Annotated in this window: 19 protein-coding genes and 1 pseudogene; 2 read left to right on the top strand and 18 right to left on the bottom strand. The window is 65.0% G+C overall.

The annotated features are described in order from the left end of the window. The first annotated feature begins 2 nt into the window (after positions 1 to 2). Positions 3 to 1,553, top strand: coding sequence for a bifunctional diguanylate cyclase/phosphodiesterase (locus tag EN780_RS08335; protein ID WP_128273119.1), 1,551 nt, complete (start codon positions 3 to 5; stop codon positions 1,551 to 1,553). A gap of 8 nt (positions 1,554 to 1,561) precedes the next feature. Here EN780_RS08335 and EN780_RS08330 read toward each other — a convergent pair whose 3' ends face one another. From EN780_RS08330 to rimP, 10 genes are all read right to left on the bottom strand, one after another. Continuing rightward, the gene (locus tag EN780_RS08330; RefSeq protein ID WP_128273117.1) at positions 1,562 to 2,575 is read right to left on the bottom strand and encodes a class I SAM-dependent methyltransferase; all 1,014 of its coding nucleotides are present in this window, start codon (positions 2,573 to 2,575) and stop codon (positions 1,562 to 1,564) included. 85 nt (positions 2,576 to 2,660) lie between these two features. Beyond that, complete coding sequence (gene pnp / locus EN780_RS08325) at positions 2,661 to 4,811, bottom strand: polyribonucleotide nucleotidyltransferase (RefSeq protein ID WP_127282767.1); 2,151 nt, start codon at positions 4,809 to 4,811, stop codon at positions 2,661 to 2,663. A gap of 415 nt (positions 4,812 to 5,226) precedes the next feature. Next, positions 5,227 to 5,601, bottom strand: a complete 375-nt coding sequence (gene rpsO, locus EN780_RS08320; protein WP_281033866.1) for a 30S ribosomal protein S15 — start codon at positions 5,599 to 5,601, stop codon at positions 5,227 to 5,229. An 88-nt stretch (positions 5,602 to 5,689) separates the two neighbouring features. Next, positions 5,690 to 6,784 (bottom strand): magnesium/cobalt transporter CorA, encoded by a 1,095-nt coding sequence (gene corA / locus EN780_RS08315; RefSeq protein WP_127282766.1) that lies wholly within the window; start codon positions 6,782 to 6,784, stop codon positions 5,690 to 5,692. A gap of 43 nt (positions 6,785 to 6,827) precedes the next feature. Next, a complete protein-coding gene (gene truB, locus EN780_RS08310; protein WP_127282765.1) occupies positions 6,828 to 7,793 on the bottom strand; it encodes a tRNA pseudouridine(55) synthase TruB in 966 nt (321 codons plus the stop codon). Continuing rightward, entirely contained in the window at positions 7,793 to 8,221 is a 429-nt protein-coding gene (gene rbfA / locus EN780_RS08305) for a 30S ribosome-binding factor RbfA (RefSeq protein WP_128273115.1), read from the bottom strand. The genes truB and rbfA overlap by 1 nt, the downstream gene beginning before the upstream one ends. Before the next feature lie 113 nt (positions 8,222 to 8,334). Then, a complete protein-coding gene (infB, locus tag EN780_RS08300) occupies positions 8,335 to 10,908 on the bottom strand; it encodes a translation initiation factor IF-2 (RefSeq protein ID WP_127282763.1) in 2,574 nt (857 codons plus the stop codon). After that, positions 10,905 to 11,555 (bottom strand): RNA-binding protein, encoded by a 651-nt coding sequence (locus tag EN780_RS08295; protein ID WP_127390842.1) that lies wholly within the window; start codon positions 11,553 to 11,555, stop codon positions 10,905 to 10,907. The genes infB and EN780_RS08295 overlap by 4 nt, the downstream gene beginning before the upstream one ends. A gap of 38 nt (positions 11,556 to 11,593) precedes the next feature. Then, positions 11,594 to 13,189, bottom strand: a complete 1,596-nt coding sequence (gene nusA / locus EN780_RS08290; protein WP_127282761.1) for a transcription termination factor NusA — start codon at positions 13,187 to 13,189, stop codon at positions 11,594 to 11,596. A gap of 48 nt (positions 13,190 to 13,237) precedes the next feature. Further along, a complete protein-coding gene (rimP, locus tag EN780_RS08285) occupies positions 13,238 to 13,870 on the bottom strand; it encodes a ribosome maturation factor RimP (RefSeq protein ID WP_127282760.1) in 633 nt (210 codons plus the stop codon). Positions 13,871 to 14,166: 296 nt separating this feature from the next. On the opposite strand from rimP, the gene EN780_RS08280 reads away from it, so the two are divergent. Continuing rightward, complete coding sequence (locus EN780_RS08280) at positions 14,167 to 14,364, top strand: hypothetical protein (RefSeq protein ID WP_189556454.1); 198 nt, start codon at positions 14,167 to 14,169, stop codon at positions 14,362 to 14,364. A 57-nt stretch (positions 14,365 to 14,421) separates the two neighbouring features. On the opposite strand, the gene EN780_RS08275 is transcribed toward EN780_RS08280, so the two are convergent. The 8 genes and pseudogenes from EN780_RS08275 to EN780_RS08240 form a co-directional block, all read right to left on the bottom strand. Continuing rightward, positions 14,422 to 15,123 carry a tRNA (guanosine(46)-N(7))-methyltransferase TrmB gene (locus EN780_RS08275; RefSeq protein WP_128273113.1) on the bottom strand — a complete coding sequence of 234 codons (702 nt, stop codon included), beginning with the start codon at positions 15,121 to 15,123 and terminating at the stop codon, positions 14,422 to 14,424. Positions 15,124 to 15,143: 20 nt separating this feature from the next. Beyond that, positions 15,144 to 16,409: a methionine adenosyltransferase gene (gene metK, locus EN780_RS08270; RefSeq protein ID WP_127390845.1), complete on the bottom strand. Its 1,266-nt coding sequence runs from the start codon at positions 16,407 to 16,409 to the stop codon at positions 15,144 to 15,146. Positions 16,410 to 16,580: 171 nt separating this feature from the next. Continuing rightward, a complete protein-coding gene (locus tag EN780_RS08265) occupies positions 16,581 to 17,000 on the bottom strand; it encodes a helix-turn-helix domain-containing protein (RefSeq protein ID WP_127282756.1) in 420 nt (139 codons plus the stop codon). Positions 17,001 to 17,139: 139 nt separating this feature from the next. Further along, a complete protein-coding gene (lnt, locus tag EN780_RS08260) occupies positions 17,140 to 18,732 on the bottom strand; it encodes an apolipoprotein N-acyltransferase (protein ID WP_128273111.1) in 1,593 nt (530 codons plus the stop codon). A gap of 85 nt (positions 18,733 to 18,817) precedes the next feature. Next, positions 18,818 to 19,197, bottom strand: a pseudogene (locus EN780_RS08255) (VOC family protein). Positions 19,198 to 19,207: 10 nt separating this feature from the next. Further along, positions 19,208 to 20,281 carry a hemolysin family protein gene (locus EN780_RS08250; protein WP_127282753.1) on the bottom strand — a complete coding sequence of 358 codons (1,074 nt, stop codon included), beginning with the start codon at positions 20,279 to 20,281 and terminating at the stop codon, positions 19,208 to 19,210. Positions 20,282 to 20,308: 27 nt separating this feature from the next. Next, complete coding sequence (gene ybeY / locus EN780_RS08245; protein ID WP_128273109.1) at positions 20,309 to 20,806, bottom strand: rRNA maturation RNase YbeY; 498 nt, start codon at positions 20,804 to 20,806, stop codon at positions 20,309 to 20,311. A gap of 12 nt (positions 20,807 to 20,818) precedes the next feature. Further along, positions 20,819 to 21,610 (bottom strand): PhoH family protein (locus EN780_RS08240; RefSeq protein WP_133372589.1); only part of this gene is annotated, 792 nt, incomplete at its 5' end.

Raw genomic sequence — 21,610 nt, 5'->3', positions numbered from 1 at the left:
GCATGTCTGCTGCTGCCAGCAACCCGAAGCGAACACCGTTGTTCCGGCTGCTCACCATAGCAAGCTCGGGCATGGGCAGCTTTATCCTCGGCATCTGGGGGCTGAAATTCGGTTTCGGCGACGGTCTTGCCGGCATGCCGGCGGAAACGATGGCCGGCATCATCGCTGCGCTTTGCGCGCTGGCGGCGGCGGGTGCCGCCCTTTCCTTCTTCGCCGGTGTCGATGAATCGGAGCAGTATGTCTTCAACGAGACCAATTTCGACAAGCTGACGGGCCTGCTGGCGCGTCCGGCGATGGTCGGCAAGATCGCCGAGGCGGCATCGACGACGATCCGCACCGGCGAGCCGGTGTTCCTGATCGACATCGACATCGACCGCTTCAAGCACATCAACGACGCCATCGGCTACAGCTATGGCGACGAGTTGATCCGCGCCTTCGCCGAGCGGCTCAAGGACCGCATGCCGGAGGGCGCAGTGCTTGGGCGCATCGGCGCCGGCGAGTTCGCGGTGCTGCTGGCGGACCGCGAGCTGAAGGGCTCGGTCGAGCAGACGATCGAGAAGCTCATCGACGAGATGATGGAGCCCTATCAGCTCAATTCACATCAGCAGTCGGTCAGCCTGTCGGTCGGCATCGTGGCGATGCCCAAGGACGGCGTCGACCCGGTCCTGGTGCTGCGCCGTTCCAATCTGGCGCTGCAGAATGCGCGCGCCGGCGGCGTCGGCAACTGGTCGGTCTTCCATAGCGACATGGGCCGGGTCGCCGACTATCGGCAATGGATCGAATCCGAACTGCATACCGCGTTCGAGCGCGGCGATTTCGACCTCCACTACCAGCCGCAGCTCGACCTTCCGAGCGGCCGCATCATCGGCTACGAGGCGCTTATCCGCTGGAAGCACCCGGACCGCGGCATGATCCCGCCGATCGAGTTCATACCGATCGCCGAAGAGACGGGCATGATCAACCCGATCGGCGAATGGGTGCTGCGCAAGGCCTGCAGCGACGCCCAGTACCTGCCCGAGGACTGCTTCGTCGCCGTCAACATCTCGCCGGTGCAGTTCATGACCAAGGATTTCGTCGGCCTGGTGCGCGAAACGATGGTCGCCACCGGCATCAAGCCGTCACGGCTCGAGCTGGAAGTCACCGAAACCGCAATGATGCAGGACCGCGACCGCGCCGCCGTCATCCTGCAGCAGCTTGCCGAGATGGGCATCTCGGTGGCCGTCGACGATTTCGGCACCGGCTATTCCAATCTCAGCTACCTTATCGATTTCTCGTTCGGCAAGCTCAAGATCGACCGTTCCTTCGTCAGCCGCATCGACACCGATTCCAACTCGGGCGCGGTGGTCTCGACCATCGTCGGGCTGTCGCGCGCGCTCGGCGTCGGCATCATCGCCGAAGGCGTCGAGACCGAAAACCAGGCGACGCTGCTCAGGGCCGCCGGCTGCGAGGTGGTGCAAGGCTACCTGTTCGGCCGACCGGCGCCGCTCAAGGTCGGGATGGGCGAAGCGCGCTTCGTCGAAAAGCGCGAGGCGCGCATCGTCAGCGTACATTAAGGCGTCCGTTATCGGCGCCCCGACAGCACCTTGAACATGCCGTCGCGGGCGATCTCGGCATGGCTTGAGAAGGCCGCCGCCAGCACCGCTTCGTAAGGCAACTGGCGGTTCGCCACCATGAACAAGCGTCCGCCCGGTTTCAGCGCCTTCGCCGCCGCCCGGATCATGCCGGCGCCGATCTCCGGCTCAGCCGCCCGGCCGCGGTGGAAAGGCGGGTTCATGAGAATAGCGTCATAGCGTCGCTCGACAGGCTCGCCGAGCAGATCGGTCCAGAAGAAGCGCGGCTCGACCGAAGTGCCGCCAAGATTGGCCTTCGCCGCCTCCAGCGCCTCGAAATCCGCTTCGAAAAGATCGAGCCCGGTGAGCCCCGGGAAGCGCGACGCCGCCTCGGCCGCCACATAGCCCCAGCCGGCGCAGAAATCGGCAACGGCGCCCCTGATGTCGCCCGGCAGGCTATCCACCAGCAGTTTCGAGCCGGCATCTACCCGATCGAAGGAGAACATGCCTGGCGTGGTGTGGAAACGGCCTTCGACCACAACCGCCGGATTGGCCGAGCGCAGCACGGCCGCCGCGCCGACGTCGACGGGCCGGCGGAACCAGAAGGCGACGCCGTGATGCTTCGGCAAATGGCCGTCGAGCGGCACAAGCTCGTCGACACGCTTGCGCAGGCTAGCGATACCATCCTCCTTGCCGCCCGCGACCAGGATCAGCCCACCCGACGCCACGCGTTCGATCGCTTCGGCGACCCGCAGCTCGTTCTGGCCGCGGTGACGGCCGGCGAGCACGAGCGCGGCATCGAAGCCAGCGCCGTCCGCTCGCGGCGTGACGTGAAAACCCGCCGCCTGCAGCGCGCGAAAATGCGGGCGAAAACCCTGCACGAGATGGAGCGCGGCTGCGAAGCCCCCGGGCAAGCGGAAACCGGGTTCGGCGCCGAGGAAAAGCACGCGCTCGCCCTCTTTCGGCAAGTCGAGGGCCTCAGCCTCATACGAATGGAACAGCGTCTTCAGCGGCTCTGCCGACATTTCCTTGCCCCGCGGGAAACACGCCCCCTAAACGAAAACGGGCGCGACATAAGCCGCGCCCGTCTCAACTGTCTGGTCAGCCCGATCAGGCAGCGTCTTCCTCGCCGCCTTCAGCCTTCTTCTCGCGCACGATTTCCTTGCCGGTGGCCTGGTCGACGACCTTCATCGACAGGCGGACCTTGCCGCGCTCGTCGAAGCCCATCAGCTTGACCCAGACCTTGTCGCCTTCCTTGACGACGTCGGAGGTCTTGGCGACGCGCTCGTTGGCCAGCTGCGAAATGTGAACGAGGCCGTCGCGCGGACCGAAGAAGTTGACGAAGGCGCCGAAGTCGGCGGTCTTGACGACCGTGCCTTCATAGATCTCGCCGACTTCCGGCTCGGCAACGATGGTGTGGATCCACTTCTTCGCCGCCTCGATCTCCTTGGCGTTGGCCGAAGCGATCTTGATCGTGCCGTCGTCCTCGATGTTGATCTTGGCGCCGGTCTTCTCGACGATCTCGCGGATGACCTTGCCGCCGGAACCGATGACGTCGCGGATCTTGTCGGTCGGGATGTGCATGACTTCGATGCGTGGCGCGAACTCACCCAGTTCGGGGCGAGCGCCGGTCAGAGCATGCGCCATCTCGCCGAGGATATGCTGGCGGCCATCCTTGGCCTGGTCCAGCGCGATCTGCATGATCTCCTCGGTGATGCCCTCGATCTTGATGTCCATCTGCAGCGAGGTGATGCCGTTGGCTGTGCCGGCGACCTTGAAGTCCATGTCGCCGAGATGATCTTCATCGCCCAGGATGTCGGAGAGCACCGCGAAGCGCTCGCCTTCCTTGATCAGGCCCATGGCGATGCCGGCAACCGGCTTGGCCAGCGGCACGCCGGCATCCATCAGCGCCAGCGAGGTGCCGCAGACGGTCGCCATCGAGGACGAACCGTTGGACTCGGTGATCTCCGAGACGACGCGCAGCGTGTAGGGGAACTGGTCGGCGGAGGGCAGCATCGGCCGGATGGCGCGCCAGGCAAGCTTGCCGTGGCCGATCTCGCGGCGGCCCGGCGAGCCCATGCGGCCGGTCTCGCCGACCGAGTAGGGCGGGAAGTTGTAGTGGAGGAGGAACTTCTCCTTGTACATGCCGGTCAGCGAGTCGACATACTGCTCATCCTCGCCGGTGCCGAGCGTGGCGACGACCAGCGCCTGGGTCTCGCCGCGGGTGAACAGCGCCGAACCGTGGGTGCGCGGCAGGACGCCGACTTCGGAGACGATCTTGCGGACCGTCTTCAGGTCGCGGCCATCGATGCGCGAGCCGGTGTCGAGGATGTTCCAGCGCACGACCTTGGCCTGGAGTTCCTTGAACACGGAGCCGATCTGCTCGGACGTGTACCTGGCTTCCTCGCCTTCGGCCGGCGCGAACGCCGCCTTGACCTTCGCCTTGACGGCGTCGACGGCGGCATAGCGGGCCTGCTTGTCGGTGATCTTGTAGGCATCGCGAAGCTCGTCGCCGACGATCTTCAGCATCTCGCCTTCGAGCGCGGAATAGTCCGGGGCGGTGAAGTCGCGCGGATCCTTGGCGGCGACCTCGGCCAGCTTGATGATCGCCTCGATCACCGGCTGGAAGCCCTTGTGGCCGAACATGACGGCGCCGAGCATCAGCTCTTCGGAGAGTTCCTTGGCCTCGGATTCGACCATCAGCACGGCATCGGTGGTGCCGGCGACGACGAGGTCGAGCTTGGATTCCTGCATCTCGTCGATATGCGGGTTAAGCACGTACTCGCCGTTGATGTAGCCGACGCGGGCACCACCGATCGGGCCCATGAAGGGGACACCGGACAGCGTCAGCGCGGCCGAGGTGGCAACGATCGACAGGATGTCCGGATCGTTCTCGAGGTCGTGCTGGACGACGGTGACGACGATCTGGGTGTCGTTCTTGTAGCCATCGGCGAAGAGCGGGCGGATCGGGCGGTCGATCAGGCGGGAAACCAGCGTTTCCTTCTCGCTCGGACGTCCCTCGCGCTTGAAATAGCCGCCCGGGATCTTGCCGGCGGCGTAGGTCTTTTCCTGGTAATTGACGGTCAGCGGAAAGAAATCGAGGCCGGGCTTCGGCTCCTTCATCGAAACGACGGTGGCGAGGACCTTGGTCTCGCCGTAGGTGGCGAGCACCGCGCCGTCAGCCTGGCGCGCGATCTTGCCGGTTTCCAGAACGAGCGGACGGCCGCCCCACTCGATTTCCACTTTGTGGTGATTGAACATGTCTTGTCCTTCATATGCGGAAAGGGTCGCGCGGCTTGTCGTGCGCGGATGCCCTTTCCCCTGGCTTCTTTTCTCGGGCAGCCACGGGCAAGACAACGGGACGCTCGCATCAATCCCGGCACGCTGGCCGCACGAGCATCCTGCAATCCTGCCCCATGACCGTCCATGGGCGGTTCCAAGCAGCCCTTTGCTGGCTCGAAACCGGGTCTGGCCGATCGATCCGACCGGCCTTGCGCATGACCTGAAAGCCGCGGCTCTCGGAACGGCCATGCGCAAATGCCAACTTCGCGAAGCGTCCGTTTGCGTATCCGATCGATGCGCGGCGCTTCATCCTGTCATTGGTGCACTGGAGCGATCCGATGCACCAAATGCGCGACCGGCGGGCTCTCCCGAGGAAAGCCCGCCGGTCAATTCGTCAACGGCGCAGACCGAGCTTCTCGATCAGCGTCTGATAGCGCGCGTCGTCCTTGCGCTTGAGATAATCAAGCAGGCTGCGGCGCTGGGAGACGAGAGCGAGCAGACCACGGCGGGAATGGTTATCCTTCTTGTGGTCCTTGAAGTGGTCGGTCAGGTTCTTGATGCGCTCGGAAAGGATGGCCACCTGGACTTCCGGAGACCCGGTATCGCCCTTGGCGGTTGCGAATTCACCCATCAATTCCTTTTTGCGCTCGGCAGTAATCGACATCGTGTTTTTCCTTATCTGTTGGAGGAAACGGGTCGCCCTCAGCCGGGATGTCGTCCAGCAGGGGCCGGTGCAAGCAACGCGACACGGCGCGAAGCTGCGGCGCATATAGGGCAATTCCCCGGAAAACGCCAGCCCAAATCACAAGCCGGCTTGTCGCAGGCCTTTTCCCTGAAAACTGAAGATTTGCGTTCGACTACAACCACTTCTTCCACTTGAAGAAAGCAATCAGCCCGGCGGCAACGAGGGCCATGAACAGCAGCGCCGTGGGGTAGCCGTAATAGGCCTTCAACTCCGGCATGTTCCATGGCGAGGTATCGGGGTCGAAGTTCATGCCCCAGACGCCGACCAGGAAGGTCAGCGGCATGAAGATCACCGAGACGATGGTCAGATAGGAGATGACGTCGTTGGTGCGCGCCTGGCTCAGCGACAGGTGCATCTCGATCAGCCCGGTCAGCATGTCGCGCTGGGTTTCGACCAATTCGATCAGGCGCAGCGAATGATCGAGCGTGTCGTTGAAGAAGACCTTGGTCTCGGCCTTCACGTAGGGCACGTCGTTGCGGATCAGCGTCGCCAGCGCATCGCGCATCGGCCAAAGCACACCCTTCAGCACGTTGGCGTCGCGCCGCAACTCGTGCAGTTGCCGCATCTGCTGCTTGTGCGGCGCGCGCAGCATCTCGTCCTCGATGCCGTCGACCAATTCGCTGGCGGCCTCGATCGGCGGGAAATAGCTGTCGACGATGGCGTCGATCAACGCATAGGCGAGATAGTCGGCGCCGCGCGCGCGCAGCCGGTTCGGCACCGAGCTGGCGATGCGCTTGCGAACCGGATTGAACGGATCGCCCTCGCGCTCCTGGAAGGTGACGACGAAGTTGCTGCCGAAGAAGACCGCGATCTGCTCGTAGCGATGGGCCGTGACATCGTCGATCATGCGCATGACGACAAAGGCATGGTCCTCGAAGAAGTCCACCTTCGGCCGTTGGCCAGTGTTGACGACATCTTCAAGCGCCAGCGGATGCAGGCTGAAGATGCGGCCGATCTCCTCGATCAGCGGGATGTTGGCGAGGCCGGTGCAATCCAGCCAGACGACGGGCCACTGGTCGCAATGGGCATTGAGATCATCGATACTGGCGTTCTCGATGGTCTCGAATTTGTCGGGCGAGATCAGCGTCAGCCGGAGCTCGCTGCGCCGTGCCGCCGGATCGGCGATCAGTGTGCCCGGCGAGGCGCCGACCGGTGGCCGGCGGGTCTTCATCGGCCCGCGCTTCGTTGCCGTCTCAGCTTTCGCCATATCCCCCTGCCCCCAATGCCGAACCGAAACTAGCCGAGCGCCGTCATCCGGCAAAGACCCGCTTGGGCTTGAACATGCCCTGCTCGATGGCGCCGATGGCGACCAGCCTGCCGCGCACCGTGGCGCAGGCTTCCTCGGCCTCGACCGGAGCGTCTCGGCCGCGGATGATGACCGGATTGCCGAGCCGGATTCTGGTCGCCGCGTCGTCGCTGACGGTGACCTGCGGCAGGCATTCGAGCGCTGCCGCGGTGTCGACCAGCAGCGCGTCGATGGCATCGAAGTCGACCGGCGCGTCGGATGCGTCGTCATCCCCCGCCACCTCGCCGCGTTCGCCGAAACGGGCGGCTTCGAGTTCGGCGACGGTGACGAAGTCCTCCGGCGTGAACGGCTCGACCTCGACACGGCGCAGCTCCGCGATATGGCCGAAGCAGCCGAGGTCGCGGCCCATGTCGCGGGCGAGCGAACGCACATAGGTGCCCTTGCCGCATTCGACCTCGAAGACGGTGCGGCCGGCGTCGTGCTCGACGATATCGAGGCGGCCGATCTCGATCTCGCGCGCGGGGATGTCGACCGTCTCGCCCTCGCGGGCGAGATCATAGGCGCGCTCGCCGGCGATCTTGATGGCGGAGAACTGCGGCGGCGTCTGCATGATGACGCCGGTGTATTTCGGCAACAGCGCCTTCACCTCGGCCTCGGCCGGACGGCGCTCCGAGCTGTTGGTAACCGGGCCCTCGAGATCATCGGTCGAGCGCTCCTCGCCCCAGGCGACGGTAAAGCGATAGACCTTGGCGCCGTCCTGCACGTAGGGCACGGTCTTGGTCGCTTCGCCGAGCGCGATCGGCAGCATTCCCGACGCCAGCGGGTCGAGCGTGCCGGCATGGCCGGCCTTCTCGGCCTGGAACAGCCATTTGATCTTGGAGACGGCCTCGGTCGAGCCCATGCCGACCGGCTTGTCCAGAACCACCCAGCCGGAAACCGGCCTGCCCTTCTTCTTGCCGCGACGGCCCACTATTCGCTGTCCTTCTTGTCGTCTTTGTCTTTGTCGTCGTCGTGGCTGAGATCCCGCGCCACTTCCGGCGACTTCAGCAAATCGTTGATGCGGGCGAAATTGTCGAAAGACGTGTCCAGCCGGAAGCGAAAGTCCGGCATGTACCTCATCTGCCTCAGCGCGCCCGAGACACGGCCGCGGATGAATTTCGCATGCTTGTTGAGCGCTTCGACCACTGCATTGTCGTCGCTGGCGCCGAGCGGCGAGACGAAAGCGGTGGCGATCTTCAGATCGGGCGACATGCGGACCTCGGAAACCGAGATCACGCTGTTCTCGACCAGCGGATCGATGATCTCGCCGCGCTGCAAGGTTTCGGACAGCGCGTGGCGCACCTGCTCACCGACACGCAGCATGCGCTGGGACGGGCCTGACGTGGTTGAACGGGACATTTTCCTCGGTCCTGAAATCGTGATGCGCGGGATGGGACCGCGCCGCATGTCTCATGTGATGTGGGCGGCGGCCTTGCGACCACCGCCCGGACTCCTCGATGCGATGCTCGAACTCAGAGCGTGCGGGTTACCATCTCGATGCGGAAGCACTCGATGACGTCGCCGACGCGCATGTCCTCGTAGTTCTGGAAGGCCATGCCGCACTCCTGGCCGCCCGGCACTTCCGAAACCTCGTCCTTGAAGCGCTTCAGTGTCTTCAGCGTGCCTTCGTGGATGACGACGTTGTCGCGGATCAGGCGCACGCCGGCGCCGCGTTCGACCTTGCCTTCGGTGACACGGCAGCCGGCGATCTTGCCGACCTTGGTGATGTCGAAGATCTCGAGGATCTCGGCATTGCCGATGAAGGTCTCGCGACGCTCCGGCGAGAGCATGCCGGAGAGAGCCGCCTTCACGTCATCGACGAGATTGTAGATGATCGAGTAGTAGCGGATCTCGATGCCGGCGGCCGCGGCGGCAGCACGTGCCTGCGTATTGGCGCGGACATTGAAGCCGATGATCGCGGCACCGGAGGTCTCCGCCAGCGACACGTCGCTTTCGGTGATGCCGCCGGCTCCGGCATGTACGATGCGCGCGCGCACTTCGTCGTTGCCGAGCTTCTCGAGCGCGGCGCTGATCGCCTCGATCGAGCCCTGCACGTCGCCCTTGATGACCAGCGGGAACTCCTTCAGCCCGCTCGTCTGCAGCTGCGACATCATCTGCTCCAGCGAGCCGCGCTGGCCGGCATGCTTGGCCACCGCCTTCTCGCGCGCCAGGCGCTGACGGTATTCGGTGATCTCGCGGGCGCGGGCCTCGTTGTTGACGACGGCGAAGCGATCGCCGGCCTGCGGGGTGCCCTGCAGGCCAAGCACCTCCACCGGCATCGCCGGCGGCGCTTCCTTGACGTGCTCGCCGCGATCGTTGACCAGCGCGCGCACCCGGCCCCACTCGTTGCCGGCGACGAGGATGTCGCCCGGCATCAGCGTGCCGGTCTGCACCAGCACGGTGGCGACGGGGCCGCGGCCCTTGTCGAGCTGCGCCTCGATGACGACGCCCTCGGCGGTGCGGTCCGGATTCGCTTTCAGGTCCAGGATTTCGGCCTGCAGCAGGATCGCTTCGAGCAGCTTGTCGAGATTGGTGCCCTTGGTCGCCGACACTTCGACGTCCAGCACCTCGCCGCCCATGGATTCGACAAAGACCTCATGGCGCAGCAGTTCGGAGCGCACCTTTTGCGGGTCGGCGTCACGCTTGTCGATCTTGTTGATGGCCACGATGATCGGCACGCCGGCCGCCTTGGCATGGCTGATCGATTCGATCGTCTGCGGCATCACGCTGTCGTCGGCCGCAACCACCAGCACGGCGATGTCGGTCGCCTGGGCGCCGCGGGCGCGCATCGCCGTGAAGGCGGCGTGGCCGGGCGTGTCGATGAAGGTGATCTTCTGACCGTTCTTCTCGACCTGGTAGGCGCCGATGTGCTGGGTGATGCCGCCGGCTTCGCCGGAGACGACATTGGCGTTGCGGATGGCGTCGAGCAACGAGGTCTTGCCGTGGTCGACATGGCCCATGATCGTGACCACAGGCGGACGCGCCACCAGGTCTTCGGCACGGTCGGCGATGTTGAACAGGCCTTCCTCGATGTCGGACTCGGCGACGCGGCGCACCGTGTGGCCGAATTCAGTGGCCACCAGTTCGGCGGTGTCGGCGTCGATGACGTCGCCCGGCTTCATGATCTGGCCCTGCTTCATGAAGAACTTGACCACGTCGACGGCGCGCTCGGACATGCGCTGCGCCAGTTCCTGGATGGTGATGGTTTCGGGCAGGATCACTTCGCGCATGACCTTCTCGCGCGGCTCGTTATGCATCGCGCGCTTGAACTTCTCTTGACGGCGGCGCATCGACGACAGCGAGCGAGCGCGCGCATCCTCGTCGGAGAGCGCCGAATTCAGCGTCAGCTTGCCGCGGCGGCGATCTTCCTCGCCCTTGGTCGGCTTGGCTGGACGCGCCACTTCGGGCGTAACCAGGCGGCGCACGGGGGCGCCTGCGCCACTGGTGCGCTTCGGCTTGACCTCTTCCTCATCGTCCGGCGTCGCCAGCTCGGCGGCCTGCGGGGCGCGGCGGCGCGCCTCTTCCTCGGCGCGGCGCCGGGATTCGGCCTCGGTCTGCAGCCGCGCTTCTTCCTCGGCCTGGCGGCGCGCGGACTCCTCACGCTCGCGACGGCGACGTTCCTCGTCATCGGCGCGGCGCTTGGCATCTTCCTGGGCGCGCTGGCGATCTTCGATCTCGCGCGCCTTGGAGCCTTCGAGCGCCCTGCGGCGGGCTTCCATCTCGCCGCGCGACAATTCGTTGAGCACCATGCCGCCACGCTCGGCTGGAGGCGGCGGCGGTGGCGCCTTCGGCGCTTCCTGGACAGCGGGCGCCGCCGCGGCGGCGGGCTTCGGCGCGAAGACGGACACGGGAGCGGCCGCCGGCTCCGGCTTGTCGCCGTGCAGCGAGAACTTGCGCTTCTTGGTCTCGACGACGACCGCCTTGGTGCGGCCGTGCGAGAAGTTCTGGCGCACAGTGCCCTGTTCCATGCCGGGGCGCTTCAGCGTCAAGGTCTTCTTCGGCGTAACGCTCAACGTCTTGTCGTCGCCCGATTTCGTATCGCTCATTCCATATCCTCTGCGGCATCATCTTCGTCAGCAACGTCCGCAAGCATTGCCAGATCGTCCGGGGTACCGCCCCGATACCGGTCGAGCGCAACCATGCGCTTCTCAACCGCCCTTCCCGCGTCTTGCGCGAGGACGGCAGCATGTATCACATTTGTACCCCCCAATGCCAAGCTCAACTCGGCCTCGGGGAAAAGTTTGTAGGCAGGGATGGCTGGGCCGCCGAGATGAACGGTCGCCCGCCGCGCCTGGCTGATCTTGCGAACGCCGTCATCCGATGCTTCGGTCGCATGAAGCACCAGCAAAGCCTGACCGTCGCGCACCGCGTTCTCGACCTTGGCAGCGCCGAGAACGACCGCGCCGGCCTTGCGGGCGAGGCCCAGCATACCCAGCGCGGATCGGGAAAGCAGCCCGTCGACCATGCCGCCGAGATCGGCGGGAACGTTCACCTGCGCCTTGAAGGCGCGGGCAAACAGGTTTTTCGCCGCTGCCTTGTCGACATGTAGGCGTTCGGCGCTGACCCAGCAACCGCGGCCGGGCAGATTTCTCTTGAGGTCCGGGACGACGGCCGAATCCGGGCCGACGACGAAACGGATCAGTTCATCCGGTTCGGCCTGCTTGCGGGTGACGATGCAGGTGCGATCGTTCATCTCGTCCGGGGGCGGGTTCTGTGCGATGCGGTTTCACCTCACGCACCGACGGCTTCGTCAGCCGGCGCTTCCTGCGCGGCAAGCTCGTCCTCGGTGATCCAGCCGGCCTTGAGGCGGGCAGCCAGAACCATCTGCTCGGCATCGGCGCGCGACACGCCGTGGCTGGCGAGCACGCCCGGATAGACCTTGGTCTCGCCGTCCTTGCGTTCCTTCCAGCCGGTCAGGTCGTCCGCGGCATAGCCGGCGAAATCCTCAATGGTCTTCACGCCGTCCTCGCCGAGCGTCACCATCATGGCGGTGGTGATGCCGGGGATCTCGCGCAGTTCGTCCTCGACGCCGAGCGCCTTGCGCTTGTCGTCATGCTCGGCCTCGATCTTCTCCAGATATTCGCGGGCGCGGGTCTGGATCTCCGAAGCGGTGTCCTCGTCGAAGCCATCGATGGAGGCGATTTCGCCGGCATCGACATAGGCGACTTCCTCGACGCTGGTGAAGCCCTCGGAGGCCAGCACCTGGCCGACCATCTCGTCGACGTCGAGGGCTTCCATGAACAGCGCCGAACGCTCGACGAATTCCTTCTGGCGGCGCTCGCTCTCTTCCTGCTCGGTCAGGATGTCGATGTCCCAGCCAGTGAGCTGCGAGGCAAGGCGGACGTTCTGGCCGCGACGGCCGATGGCCAGCGACAGCTGGTCGTCCGGCACCACGACCTCGATGCGCTCGGCATCCTCGTCGAGCACCACCTTGGCGACCTCGGCCGGCTGCAGCGCGTTGACGATGAAGGACGCGGCCGACGGCGACCACGGAATGATGTCGATCTTCTCGCCCTGCAATTCGCCGACCACCGCCTGGACGCGGCTGCCGCGCATGCCGACGCAGGCGCCGACCGGATCGATCGAGCTATCGCGCGAGATGACGGCGATCTTGGCGCGCGAGCCCGGATCGCGGGCCACCGACTTGATCTCGATGATGCCGTCGTAGATTTCCGGCACTTCCATGGTGAAGAGCTTCGCCATGAACTGCGGATGGGTGCGCGACAGGAAGATCTGCGGGCCGCGCTGCTCGCGGCGCACGTCGTAGACATAGGCGCGGACGCGGTCGCCATATTTGTAGTTTTCGCGCGGAATCAGCTCGTCGCGGCGGATGATCGCCTCGCCGCGGCCGAGATCGACGATGACGTTGCCGTATTCGACGCGCTTGACGGTGCCGTTGACGATCTCGCCGATGCGGTCCTTGTATTCGTCATACTGGCGGTCACGCTCGGCCTCGCGCACCTTCTGGACGATGACCTGCTTGGCCGACTGGGCGGCGATGCGGCCGAAATCCATCGGCGGCAGCTGTTCGGCGATGAAGTCGCCGAGCTGGGCGTCGGGGTTGCGCTCTCGGGCCGAGGAAATGGCGATCTGCGTGGCGTAGTCCTCGACCTTCTCGACCACTTCCATCAGCCGCTGCAGCTTCATCTCGCCGGTGTTGGCGTTGATGTCGGCGCGGATGTTGGTCTCCTGGCCATAGCGCGAGCGCGCAGCCTTCTGGATCGCATCGGCCATGGCGGCGATGACGATCGACTTGTCGATCGACTTTTCACGCGCGACCGCGTCGGCGATCTGCAGCAGTTCCAGTCTGTTGGCGCTTACAACCATTGTCTTTCTCCCGAGCCTGTTGCCGGACCTGTCGCCGGGCGGCTCAAATCAATTGTCCTGTTCGGTTTCGTTTTCCGTATCCGCGGCAGCGTCTTCCGCTTCGCCGCGACGCTTCTTGGCTTCCTTGCGCGCCCTGTTGTCCTTCGACAGGGCGTCGCGGATGAGATCGTCGGTCAGCACCAGCCGGGCATCGGCGATCGCATCGTAAGGCACCCGCACCGTCGGCTCCTCGCCATAGGCCGCCTTGTCGCGGGCGATCAGCACGCCATCGTCGTCGCTCTCGGCGATCTTGCCCTTGAAGCGCTTGCGGTCGCCGACCAGAACCGAGGTCTCCATCTTGACCAGATGGCCGGTCCAGGTGGTGAAATCCGACTTGCGCACCAGCGGCCGGTCGATGCCGGGCGAAGACACTTCGAGATGATACGCCTTTTCGATCGGATCTTCGACATCGAGTGCGGGCGAGACGGCGCGGCTGACTTCCTCGCAATCCTCGACGGTCATGGTGCCGTCCTCGCGTTCGGCCATGATCTGCAGCGTCAGCCCGTTCTGGCCCGACAGATGCACCCGCACCAGGCGGAAGCCGATCCCGCGCAGCACCGGCTGCACGATCAGCGCTATGCGCGCATCGATCCCGCTTTCGCGGATGATACGGTCGTCGGCGTCGATTGCCGCTGCGCTCATCAGGTCCCTGTCGCTCTTTTCGTGGCTGGCCGGCAGGTAATAAAAAAGAGCGGGACCGGGTGGACCCACTCTTCGTCATACCGACCAAGAATTTGAGGCTGATATAAACGATCCCGCTCGGCGTTTCAAGCCTGCCGTGAGGAGCGTGGCCAACGCGGCGCTCTTGCTGCAAATCACCCAGCAAATCGAGGCCGGCACAAGCAGCCTTGCGCCCGGCGCATGGCGTCCATGCGGCAACGCCTCTGTGATCCCAGGCGCGCCGTACCTATCTATGTTGCATCGCACAACAAGAGAAATTGCGCGCGGTGGCGCGCGAAAGGTTGAAAATCATGGGTAGCCGCAAGTTGTTTTCCGCCATCGGCGACATCTTCACCACCTTCGGCAGCGCCGTTGCCGCGTCGCGGTCCGTCGAAGCCGGACGCAGGCCGCGCGCCAACGACCTGCGCAAGCTCGGCATGGACCCGGCCGCCTTCGACAAGATGGGCCGCTTCTGAAAGATCGGGCGCTTCTGATGCTGCCCGCCTGGCGCGGTCAACCGTATCGCGCCGGGCCTATGTCCTGACGAAAGTCAGATAGGCGGGCTGCCGGCCCTCACGCAGCGCCTTGGCCTCATAGCGCGTGCCCGGCCAGCCATCATAGGGCCGATGCCAGTCTGCCGCTTCCTGCGCCTGCCATGCAAAGGCGCCGTGCGCCCGGCAATGCAAAAGCGTCCAGTTCACATAAGTGTCGATGTCGGAGGCGAAGCGGAATTTTCCGCCCGGCTTCAGCACATGGGCGAAACGGTCGAGATTGACCCGACCGACGAAGCGCCGCTTCCAGTGCTTCTTCTTCGGCCAGGGATCGGGATAGAGCAGGTCGATGCCGTCGAGTGAAGCCGGCGGCAGCCAGTCGAGCAGCCGCGTGGCGTCGTCGTCATGAACCCTGAGGTTGGCCAGCGGCTTTTCCCGGACCGCCATCATCAGCTTGGCCATGCCGTTGACGAAGGGCTCGACGCCGATGAAGCCGGTCTGCGGATCCGCCGTCGCGCGATGCAGCAGGTGCTCGCCGCCGCCGAAACCGATCTCGAGCTGGACGGCGGAAACGTCGGCGTCAAACAGCGTCCGCAATTCGGCCGGCGGCGCGGCCGCCAGATCAAGCCTGTAGGTCTGAAAACCGCTTTCGAGCGCCGCGGCCTGCTGCGGACGGATGGTTTTGCCGCGCCGGCGACCGAAAAAAGCTTCGGTCGCGCGGCTCGGTCTGTCTTTTGGATCCATGGACAGGTCTGCAGTCGCCGTCAGGCGGCGACCGCATCCTTCAGCGCCTTGGCGAGATCGGTCTTCTCCCAGGAGAAGGAACCGTCGCGGCCGGCCTTGCGGCCGAAATGGCCATAGGACGAGGTTTTCGCGTAGATCGGCCGGTTGAGGTCGAGGTGACGGCGGATGCCGGAAGGCGACAGGTCCATGACCGAGCGCAGCGCATCCTCCAGCCTCGCCTCGTCGACCTTGCCGGTGCCGTGCAGGTCGACATAGACCGACAGCGGCTGCGCGACGCCGATGGCGTAGGACAGCTGGATGGTGCAGCGGTCGGCGAGCTTGGCTGCGACGACGTTCTTGGCGAGGTAGCGCGCCGCATAGGCTGCCGAGCGGTCGACCTTGGTGGTGTCCTTGCCGGAGAAGGCGCCGCCGCCATGCGGCGCAGCGCCACCATAGGTGTCGACGATGATCTTGCGCCCGGTGAGGCCGGCGTCACCATCCGGACCGCCGATGACGAACTTGCCGGTCGGATTGATGTACCAGTTGCAGTCCTCGGCGATCTTGAGATCGCCCAGGGCCTCGCGGATATACGGCTCGACGACCTTGCGGACCTTCTTGGAATCCCAGGTCGCATCGAGATGCTGGGTCGACAGCACGATCTGCGTCGCTTCCGCGGCCTTGCCGTCGACATAGCGCACGGTGACCTGGCTCTTGGCGTCCGGCCCGAGCTTGCCAGCATCGCCGTCGCCTTCATGGCGCGCGGCGGCCAGGAGTTCGAGTATCTTGTGGCTGTAGTAGATCGGCGCCGGCATCAGGTCCGGCGTCTCACGGCAGGCGTAGCCGAACATGATGCCCTGGTCGCCGGCACCTTCCTCGCCCTGGCGGTCGGCGGCGCTGTCGACGCCCTGGCCGATGTCGGGCGACTGGCCGTGCAGCAGAACATCGATCTTCGCCGTCTTCCAGTGGAAGCCGGCCTGCTCGTAGCCGATCTCGCGGATCGCCTTGCGGGCAACCGACTTGAACTTTGCCGGATTGACGACCGGATGACCGGCGGCGTCCTTGAGGATGTTGCCGGCCTTGTCTTTCTTCAGCAGCGTCTCTGGAACCCGGACCTCGCCGGCGATGACGACGCGATTGGTCGTCGCCAGGGTCTCGCAGGCGACACGGACTTTCCACGGGTCCATGCCGGTCTTCTTGGCCTCGCGATAGACCAGATCGACGATTTCGTCGGAGATACGGTCGCAAACCTTGTCGGGATGGCCCTCGGCAACGGATTCCGAGGTGAAGAAGTAGTTCAGCCGCGTCACGGGTGTCCCCTCTTGAAGAAAGATCGGCAGGTTGCCGATTTTTGGCGCGCCACGTGTTAGCGGTGCCGGGCGCCGCTCGTCAAGCGCTGCCGCGGTTCCGGCATGAATGTGAGCACAGTTTGTCTTGTGCCACCACCAGCGGGGCGCCGCCGGTGGCACAAGTCCCCTGGATCAGTCGGCGTCGTCGGTAGAAAGCGATTTCACCAGATCAATGATCCTGCGACGCACCTTGACGTCGGCAATCTTGACGAAGGCGCGGTTGAGCTGAAGCCCTTCCGGACTGCCGCAGAACTCGACGGCGAATGCCATCGACGGGTCTTCGGCGAATCCTCGGTTGCCCACGGCCTCCTGACCCGGGGCATCCTCGAAAAAGAAGGCTACGGGCACGCTGAGGATGGACGCTATGGCCTGCAAACGGCTGGCGCCGACCCGGTTCGTGCCTTTCTCGTACTTCTGGATCTGTTGAAACGTGATGCCGAGATTCTCGCCCAGCTTCTCCTGGCTCATTCCAAGCATATTGCGCCGAAGCCTGATGCGACTTCCGACATGGATGTCGATCGGATTCGGTTTTTTCTTATTTTCTTCTGTCATTTTCTCCTCGCCGAATTTTTCCGGCTTTTTCTATTTTTTCTTGCCCAAACGAAGCCGGAGCCAACTGCCCCAACAGAACCTCCAACCGACTTCGAGAAATTTCAGGCGCTTACAGTATGAGTTTCTAATGTGTCGGCTGTCAATTCACCCGTAGCCGTAGCCTTACATTCGATAGGAGTGCTCCCAGCGCGAACAGGAACATGATCATCAATCCGTTAATTCGCCGCTGGCCGGCGGAAATGAGGGCGCGCCCAGAAATCGGCACATGCGCATCGATTGCGCCGCGCGCATTGACGGCGAGCGCGTCGACAATGCGGCCGCGCGGATCGACAATGGCGGAAATGCCATTGTTAGCCGCACGCAACAAAGGCAATCCATTCTCCACCGCGCGAATCTGGGCCTGCCTGAAGTGCTGGTATGGGCCCGGCGTATCACCGAACCACGCATCGTTCGTGACGTTCACAATAAGCTGAGATGACGTAGCGTCAACTGCCACAAGGTCGGGGAAGATGACCTCGTAGCAAATGAAGGGGAGCGCGCGGACGCCATCCGGCAATACGATCGGATGGCGCTCGTTGCCGGGCGCGAAATTCATCGGGCCGGCGACCAGCTGCTCGACCCCGAAGCGGTCGAAAACGTCGGCGAAAGGCAGATATTCGCCGAACGGCACCAGATGGATCTTGTCGACGGCGTCGGCGATCTCGCCCTTGTCGTTGATCGCCACCACGGAATTGTAATAGCGGCTGCCGGCGCCTGCCGCCGAGCCGCCCTCCTCGCGGACGACGCCAGCGATCAGCATCTGGCCTTCGCCGAGCATGTCGCCCAGCGCCGTCAGCGCGTCCGGGCGCTCGGTGAACAGGAACGGCACCGAGGTCTCCGGCCACAGGATCAACTGCGGCCTGGCATGGCCGGGTTCCGGCGCCTTGCCCGACAGGCCGAGCAAGGTGGCGAAGATGCGGTCGCGAACCGAAGCGTCCCATTTTTCGCTGAGGTCGACGTCCGGCTGGACGATGCGGACATCGACCGAACGGGTCGCCGGCTCGAACGGAGCGGCAAGCCTGACATAGCCGAAGCCGACATGGGCGGCGACGAGGATGCCGAGCAGCGCGAAGCCCAGCCGAAGCTGGCGCCGCGCCGCGACCAGCGCGGGCAGCGAAAAGACGAAGACGGCGAGCGCGTTCATGCCGATCATGCCGGTCACGGAGACGCTCTGCATCAGCAGGGGCACCGGCATCGCCGCATAGCCGACGGCGTTCCAGGGGAAGCCGGTGAACAGGAAATCGCGCAGCCATTCCGCCAGGCCGAAGCCGAAGGCGAGTGCCGCGATGCGGCCGATGCCGTTGCTCCACAACAGCCGCGCCACGACCGTGGCGAAACCGTAGAAGAAGGCGAGCCCGAAGGGGATGCCGACCACCGCGAAGGGCAAGGCCCAGGCGAAGCTGTCGGCCTCGACCAGCAGCGCCTGGCCGATCCACCACAGCCCGGCGAGAAAATAGCCGAAGCCGAACCACCAGCCGATGGCGAAGGCCGGCTTCAGCCGCCTCAGCCAGCCGTCGGAGGCCTCGCCGGTGGCGCCGTCGAGCAGCCAGACCAGCAGCGGGAACGAGATGAAGCAGACGGCGAAGAAATCATAGGGCGCCTGGGCGAGGACCGCCAGCGCTCCGGCGAGAAACGCCACCAGCGCCCGTCGCCACCCCCAGAGCAGAATTATCCGGCCGGCCAGGCGCTGCATTGAGGCTTCCGAGTCGCGCGAATCACGGCAAAAGATTTATCAGGCCGCGGTCCGCGCTCCAAACATCGATAAGCGCAATCTGATGTTACCGGTGCCAGCCCTCGATGCTGTGGCCGCTCAGCCGCTCGGCTTCCTCGCGCGGGACCGCGCGCAAGGTCTGCGTGAAGGTCCAGACATGGCCTTCGGGGTCGCGGGCGCGGTATTGCCGTTCGCCATAGAACTGGTCGGTCGGTTCCTGGATGATCTCGGCCCCGGCCAGCCGCGCCTGCTCGCAATGGGCGTCGAGCCCGTCCTTCAACCGGATATAGACAGACTGGGTGTTGCGGCCACCCACGGAAGCGGGGCTGGCGACATGCTCGGCTCGAAACCGAAGGCCGCTTCAAGCCAGGTCAAAGCCGCGCGCGGATCCGTATAGAATATGCCGGACCCGAGGACGGCATGCTTGAACGGATCCTCGACCGTCATCAGGCGGGTTTCAGGCCTGCTCGGTGCGGGCGGCGCGGCGGCGGCGCTCGCCCTTCTGGACCTGCACGATGCGCACGCGCTTGACGCGGCGCGGATCGGCGTCGAGGACATGGAACTCGAAGCCGGGTATGGCCTGCACCACCTCGCCGCGGGCCGGCACGCGGCCGAGCGTGTTGAAGATCATGCCGCCGATGGTGTCGACATATTCGCCATGCTCACCGGCGGTGAAATCCTCGCCGATCATCTTGGCGACCTCGTCGATCTCGGCCTTGCCGTCGACGATGAAGTTGCCCTCGCCGGACTGGGTGATCATCGGCTCATCGTCGTCATGCTCGTCCTCGATGTCGCCGACCACCATCTCGACGATGTCTTCCAGCGAGGCGAGGCCGTCGGTGCCGCCATATTCGTCGATGACCAAAGCCATCTGGGTGCGCGTCGTCTGCATGCGGCCCATCAGATCGGAGGCAAGCATGGAGGGCGGCACGAACAGCACCGGGCGGATCAGGTTGAGGTCGCCGATGGTGCGGGCGAGATCGACCTGGGCGAGGTCGAGAAGCGCCGCGGCCGGCGTCTTGCGGCTGGTGCGACCCTTCTTGACGCGGGCAACCTTGGTGATGTGGGCGAGCACGTCGCGGATGTGGACCATGCCGCGCGGATCGTCGAGCGTCTCGGAATAGACCGGCATGCGGGAATGACCGGACTGCTCGAAGAGGCCGAGCAGATCGCCCAGCGTCGTCGTGATCTCCACCGCCTCGATGTCGGCGCGCGGCACCATGACGTCCTCGACGCGGACTTCACGCAGCCGCAGGATGTTGTTGAGCATGGCGCGCTCGCCGGGGGAGAAGGCGCCGGCATCGCTCGCCGTTTCGGCAAGCGCGCCGGCGATCTCCTCGCGCAGGCTGGTGCCGTTGCGCTGCCTGAACAAGCCGAGCACGCGATCGAACAGGGAAGGACCGGCAGGCGATGGCTCGCTGGCGATGCTGCCGGTCGTGGTACTCGGACTCGAGCCCTCTTCCGTCTTTTCGGAAGGCTTGGCCGCACTGCCGGCGTCGGGGCGGGCGGCAGTCTCTGGTTTGTCGTTCATCGTCGTCCGGTCAATTGGTCTTTTTAGTTACGCGTAGGGATCGGGAATGGCAAGCCTTGCGAGCGCCGCGCGCTCGATCGCTTCCATCTCCTCGGCCTCGGCGTCGGTCTCGTGATCGTGGCCCAGAAGATGCAGCAGGCCATGGATGACGAGATGGGTGATATGGTTCGCCAGCGGCTTGTCTTCCAGTGCCGCTTCCCGCGCGACCGTCTCGGCGGCGAGCACGATATCGCCCAGCATCGGCGGCAGCGGAGCGCCCTTCGGGAACGGAAAAGCCGGGAAAGACAAGACGTTGGTCGGCTTGTCCTTGCCGCGCCAGCCGGCGTTCAGCGTGCGGATGTGGGCGTCGTCGGAAAAGACGATGCTGAGCTCGGAAGCACCGTCGACGCCGGTTTCGGCAAAGGCGGCAGCCACGGCGCGATCGACCAGGCGCGTCAGCCCCGCCTCGTCGGGCCAATCGCCAGCCTCAATCGAAATATCGATGTCGACGGGCAGGCCGCCGCCAAGTTTCCTGTCTTCAGCCATGCGGCTTTTTCGTCAGCTTTCCGCGCCCAGGCCCCTAGCCAGCTTGCCGTCGCGGTCATAGGCCTTGACGATCTCGGCGACCAGCGGATGCCTGACGACGTCGCCCTCGTTGAAGCGCACCGTCACCATGCCGGTGACGCCGTCGAGGATGCGCAGCGCCTCGACAAGGCCAGACTTGGTGTTCGGTGGCAGGTCGATCTGGGTCGGGTCGCCGGTGACGATCATGCGCGAATTCTCGCCGAGACGGGTGAGGAACATCTTCATCTGCATCGGCGTCGTGTTCTGCGCCTCGTCGAGGATGACGGCGGCGTGCGCCAGCGTGCGGCCGCGCATGAAGGCCAGCGGCGCGATCTCGATCACTTCGGCCGCGATCGCCCGCTCGACCTTGTCGGCCGGCATCATGTCGTAGAGCGCGTCGTAGAGCGGCCGCAGATACGGATCGACCTTCTCCTTCATGTCGCCGGGCAGGAAGCCCAGCCGCTCGCCGGCCTCGACCGCCGGCCGCGACAGCACGATGCGCTCGACCATGCCGCGTTCGAGCAGCATCGCGGCATGCGCCACAGCCAGATAGGTCTTGCCGGTGCCGGCCGGGCCGATGCCGAAGACGAGCTCGGAGCGCTCCAGCGCCCGCATATAGGCGTCCTGGTTGAGCGAGCGGGCGTAGATGGTCTTCTTGCGCGTCGCTATCTGGGCGGCGGACATCTTGCCCTTGCGCTCCAGCGTCGGCAGCGTCAGCTGGTCGTCGGCGGCGATCGCCATGCGCACGGCGCCGTCGACGACCAGCTGACGCTGCCGACGCTGGAG

The organism is Mesorhizobium sp. M4B.F.Ca.ET.089.01.1.1 (genome assembly GCF_004022605.1).
Lineage (GTDB): Bacteria > Pseudomonadota > Alphaproteobacteria > Rhizobiales > Rhizobiaceae > Mesorhizobium > Mesorhizobium abyssinicae.
The sequence above is the reverse complement of the archived record's forward strand: the minus strand, read 5'-3'. Positions and strand labels throughout refer to the sequence as shown.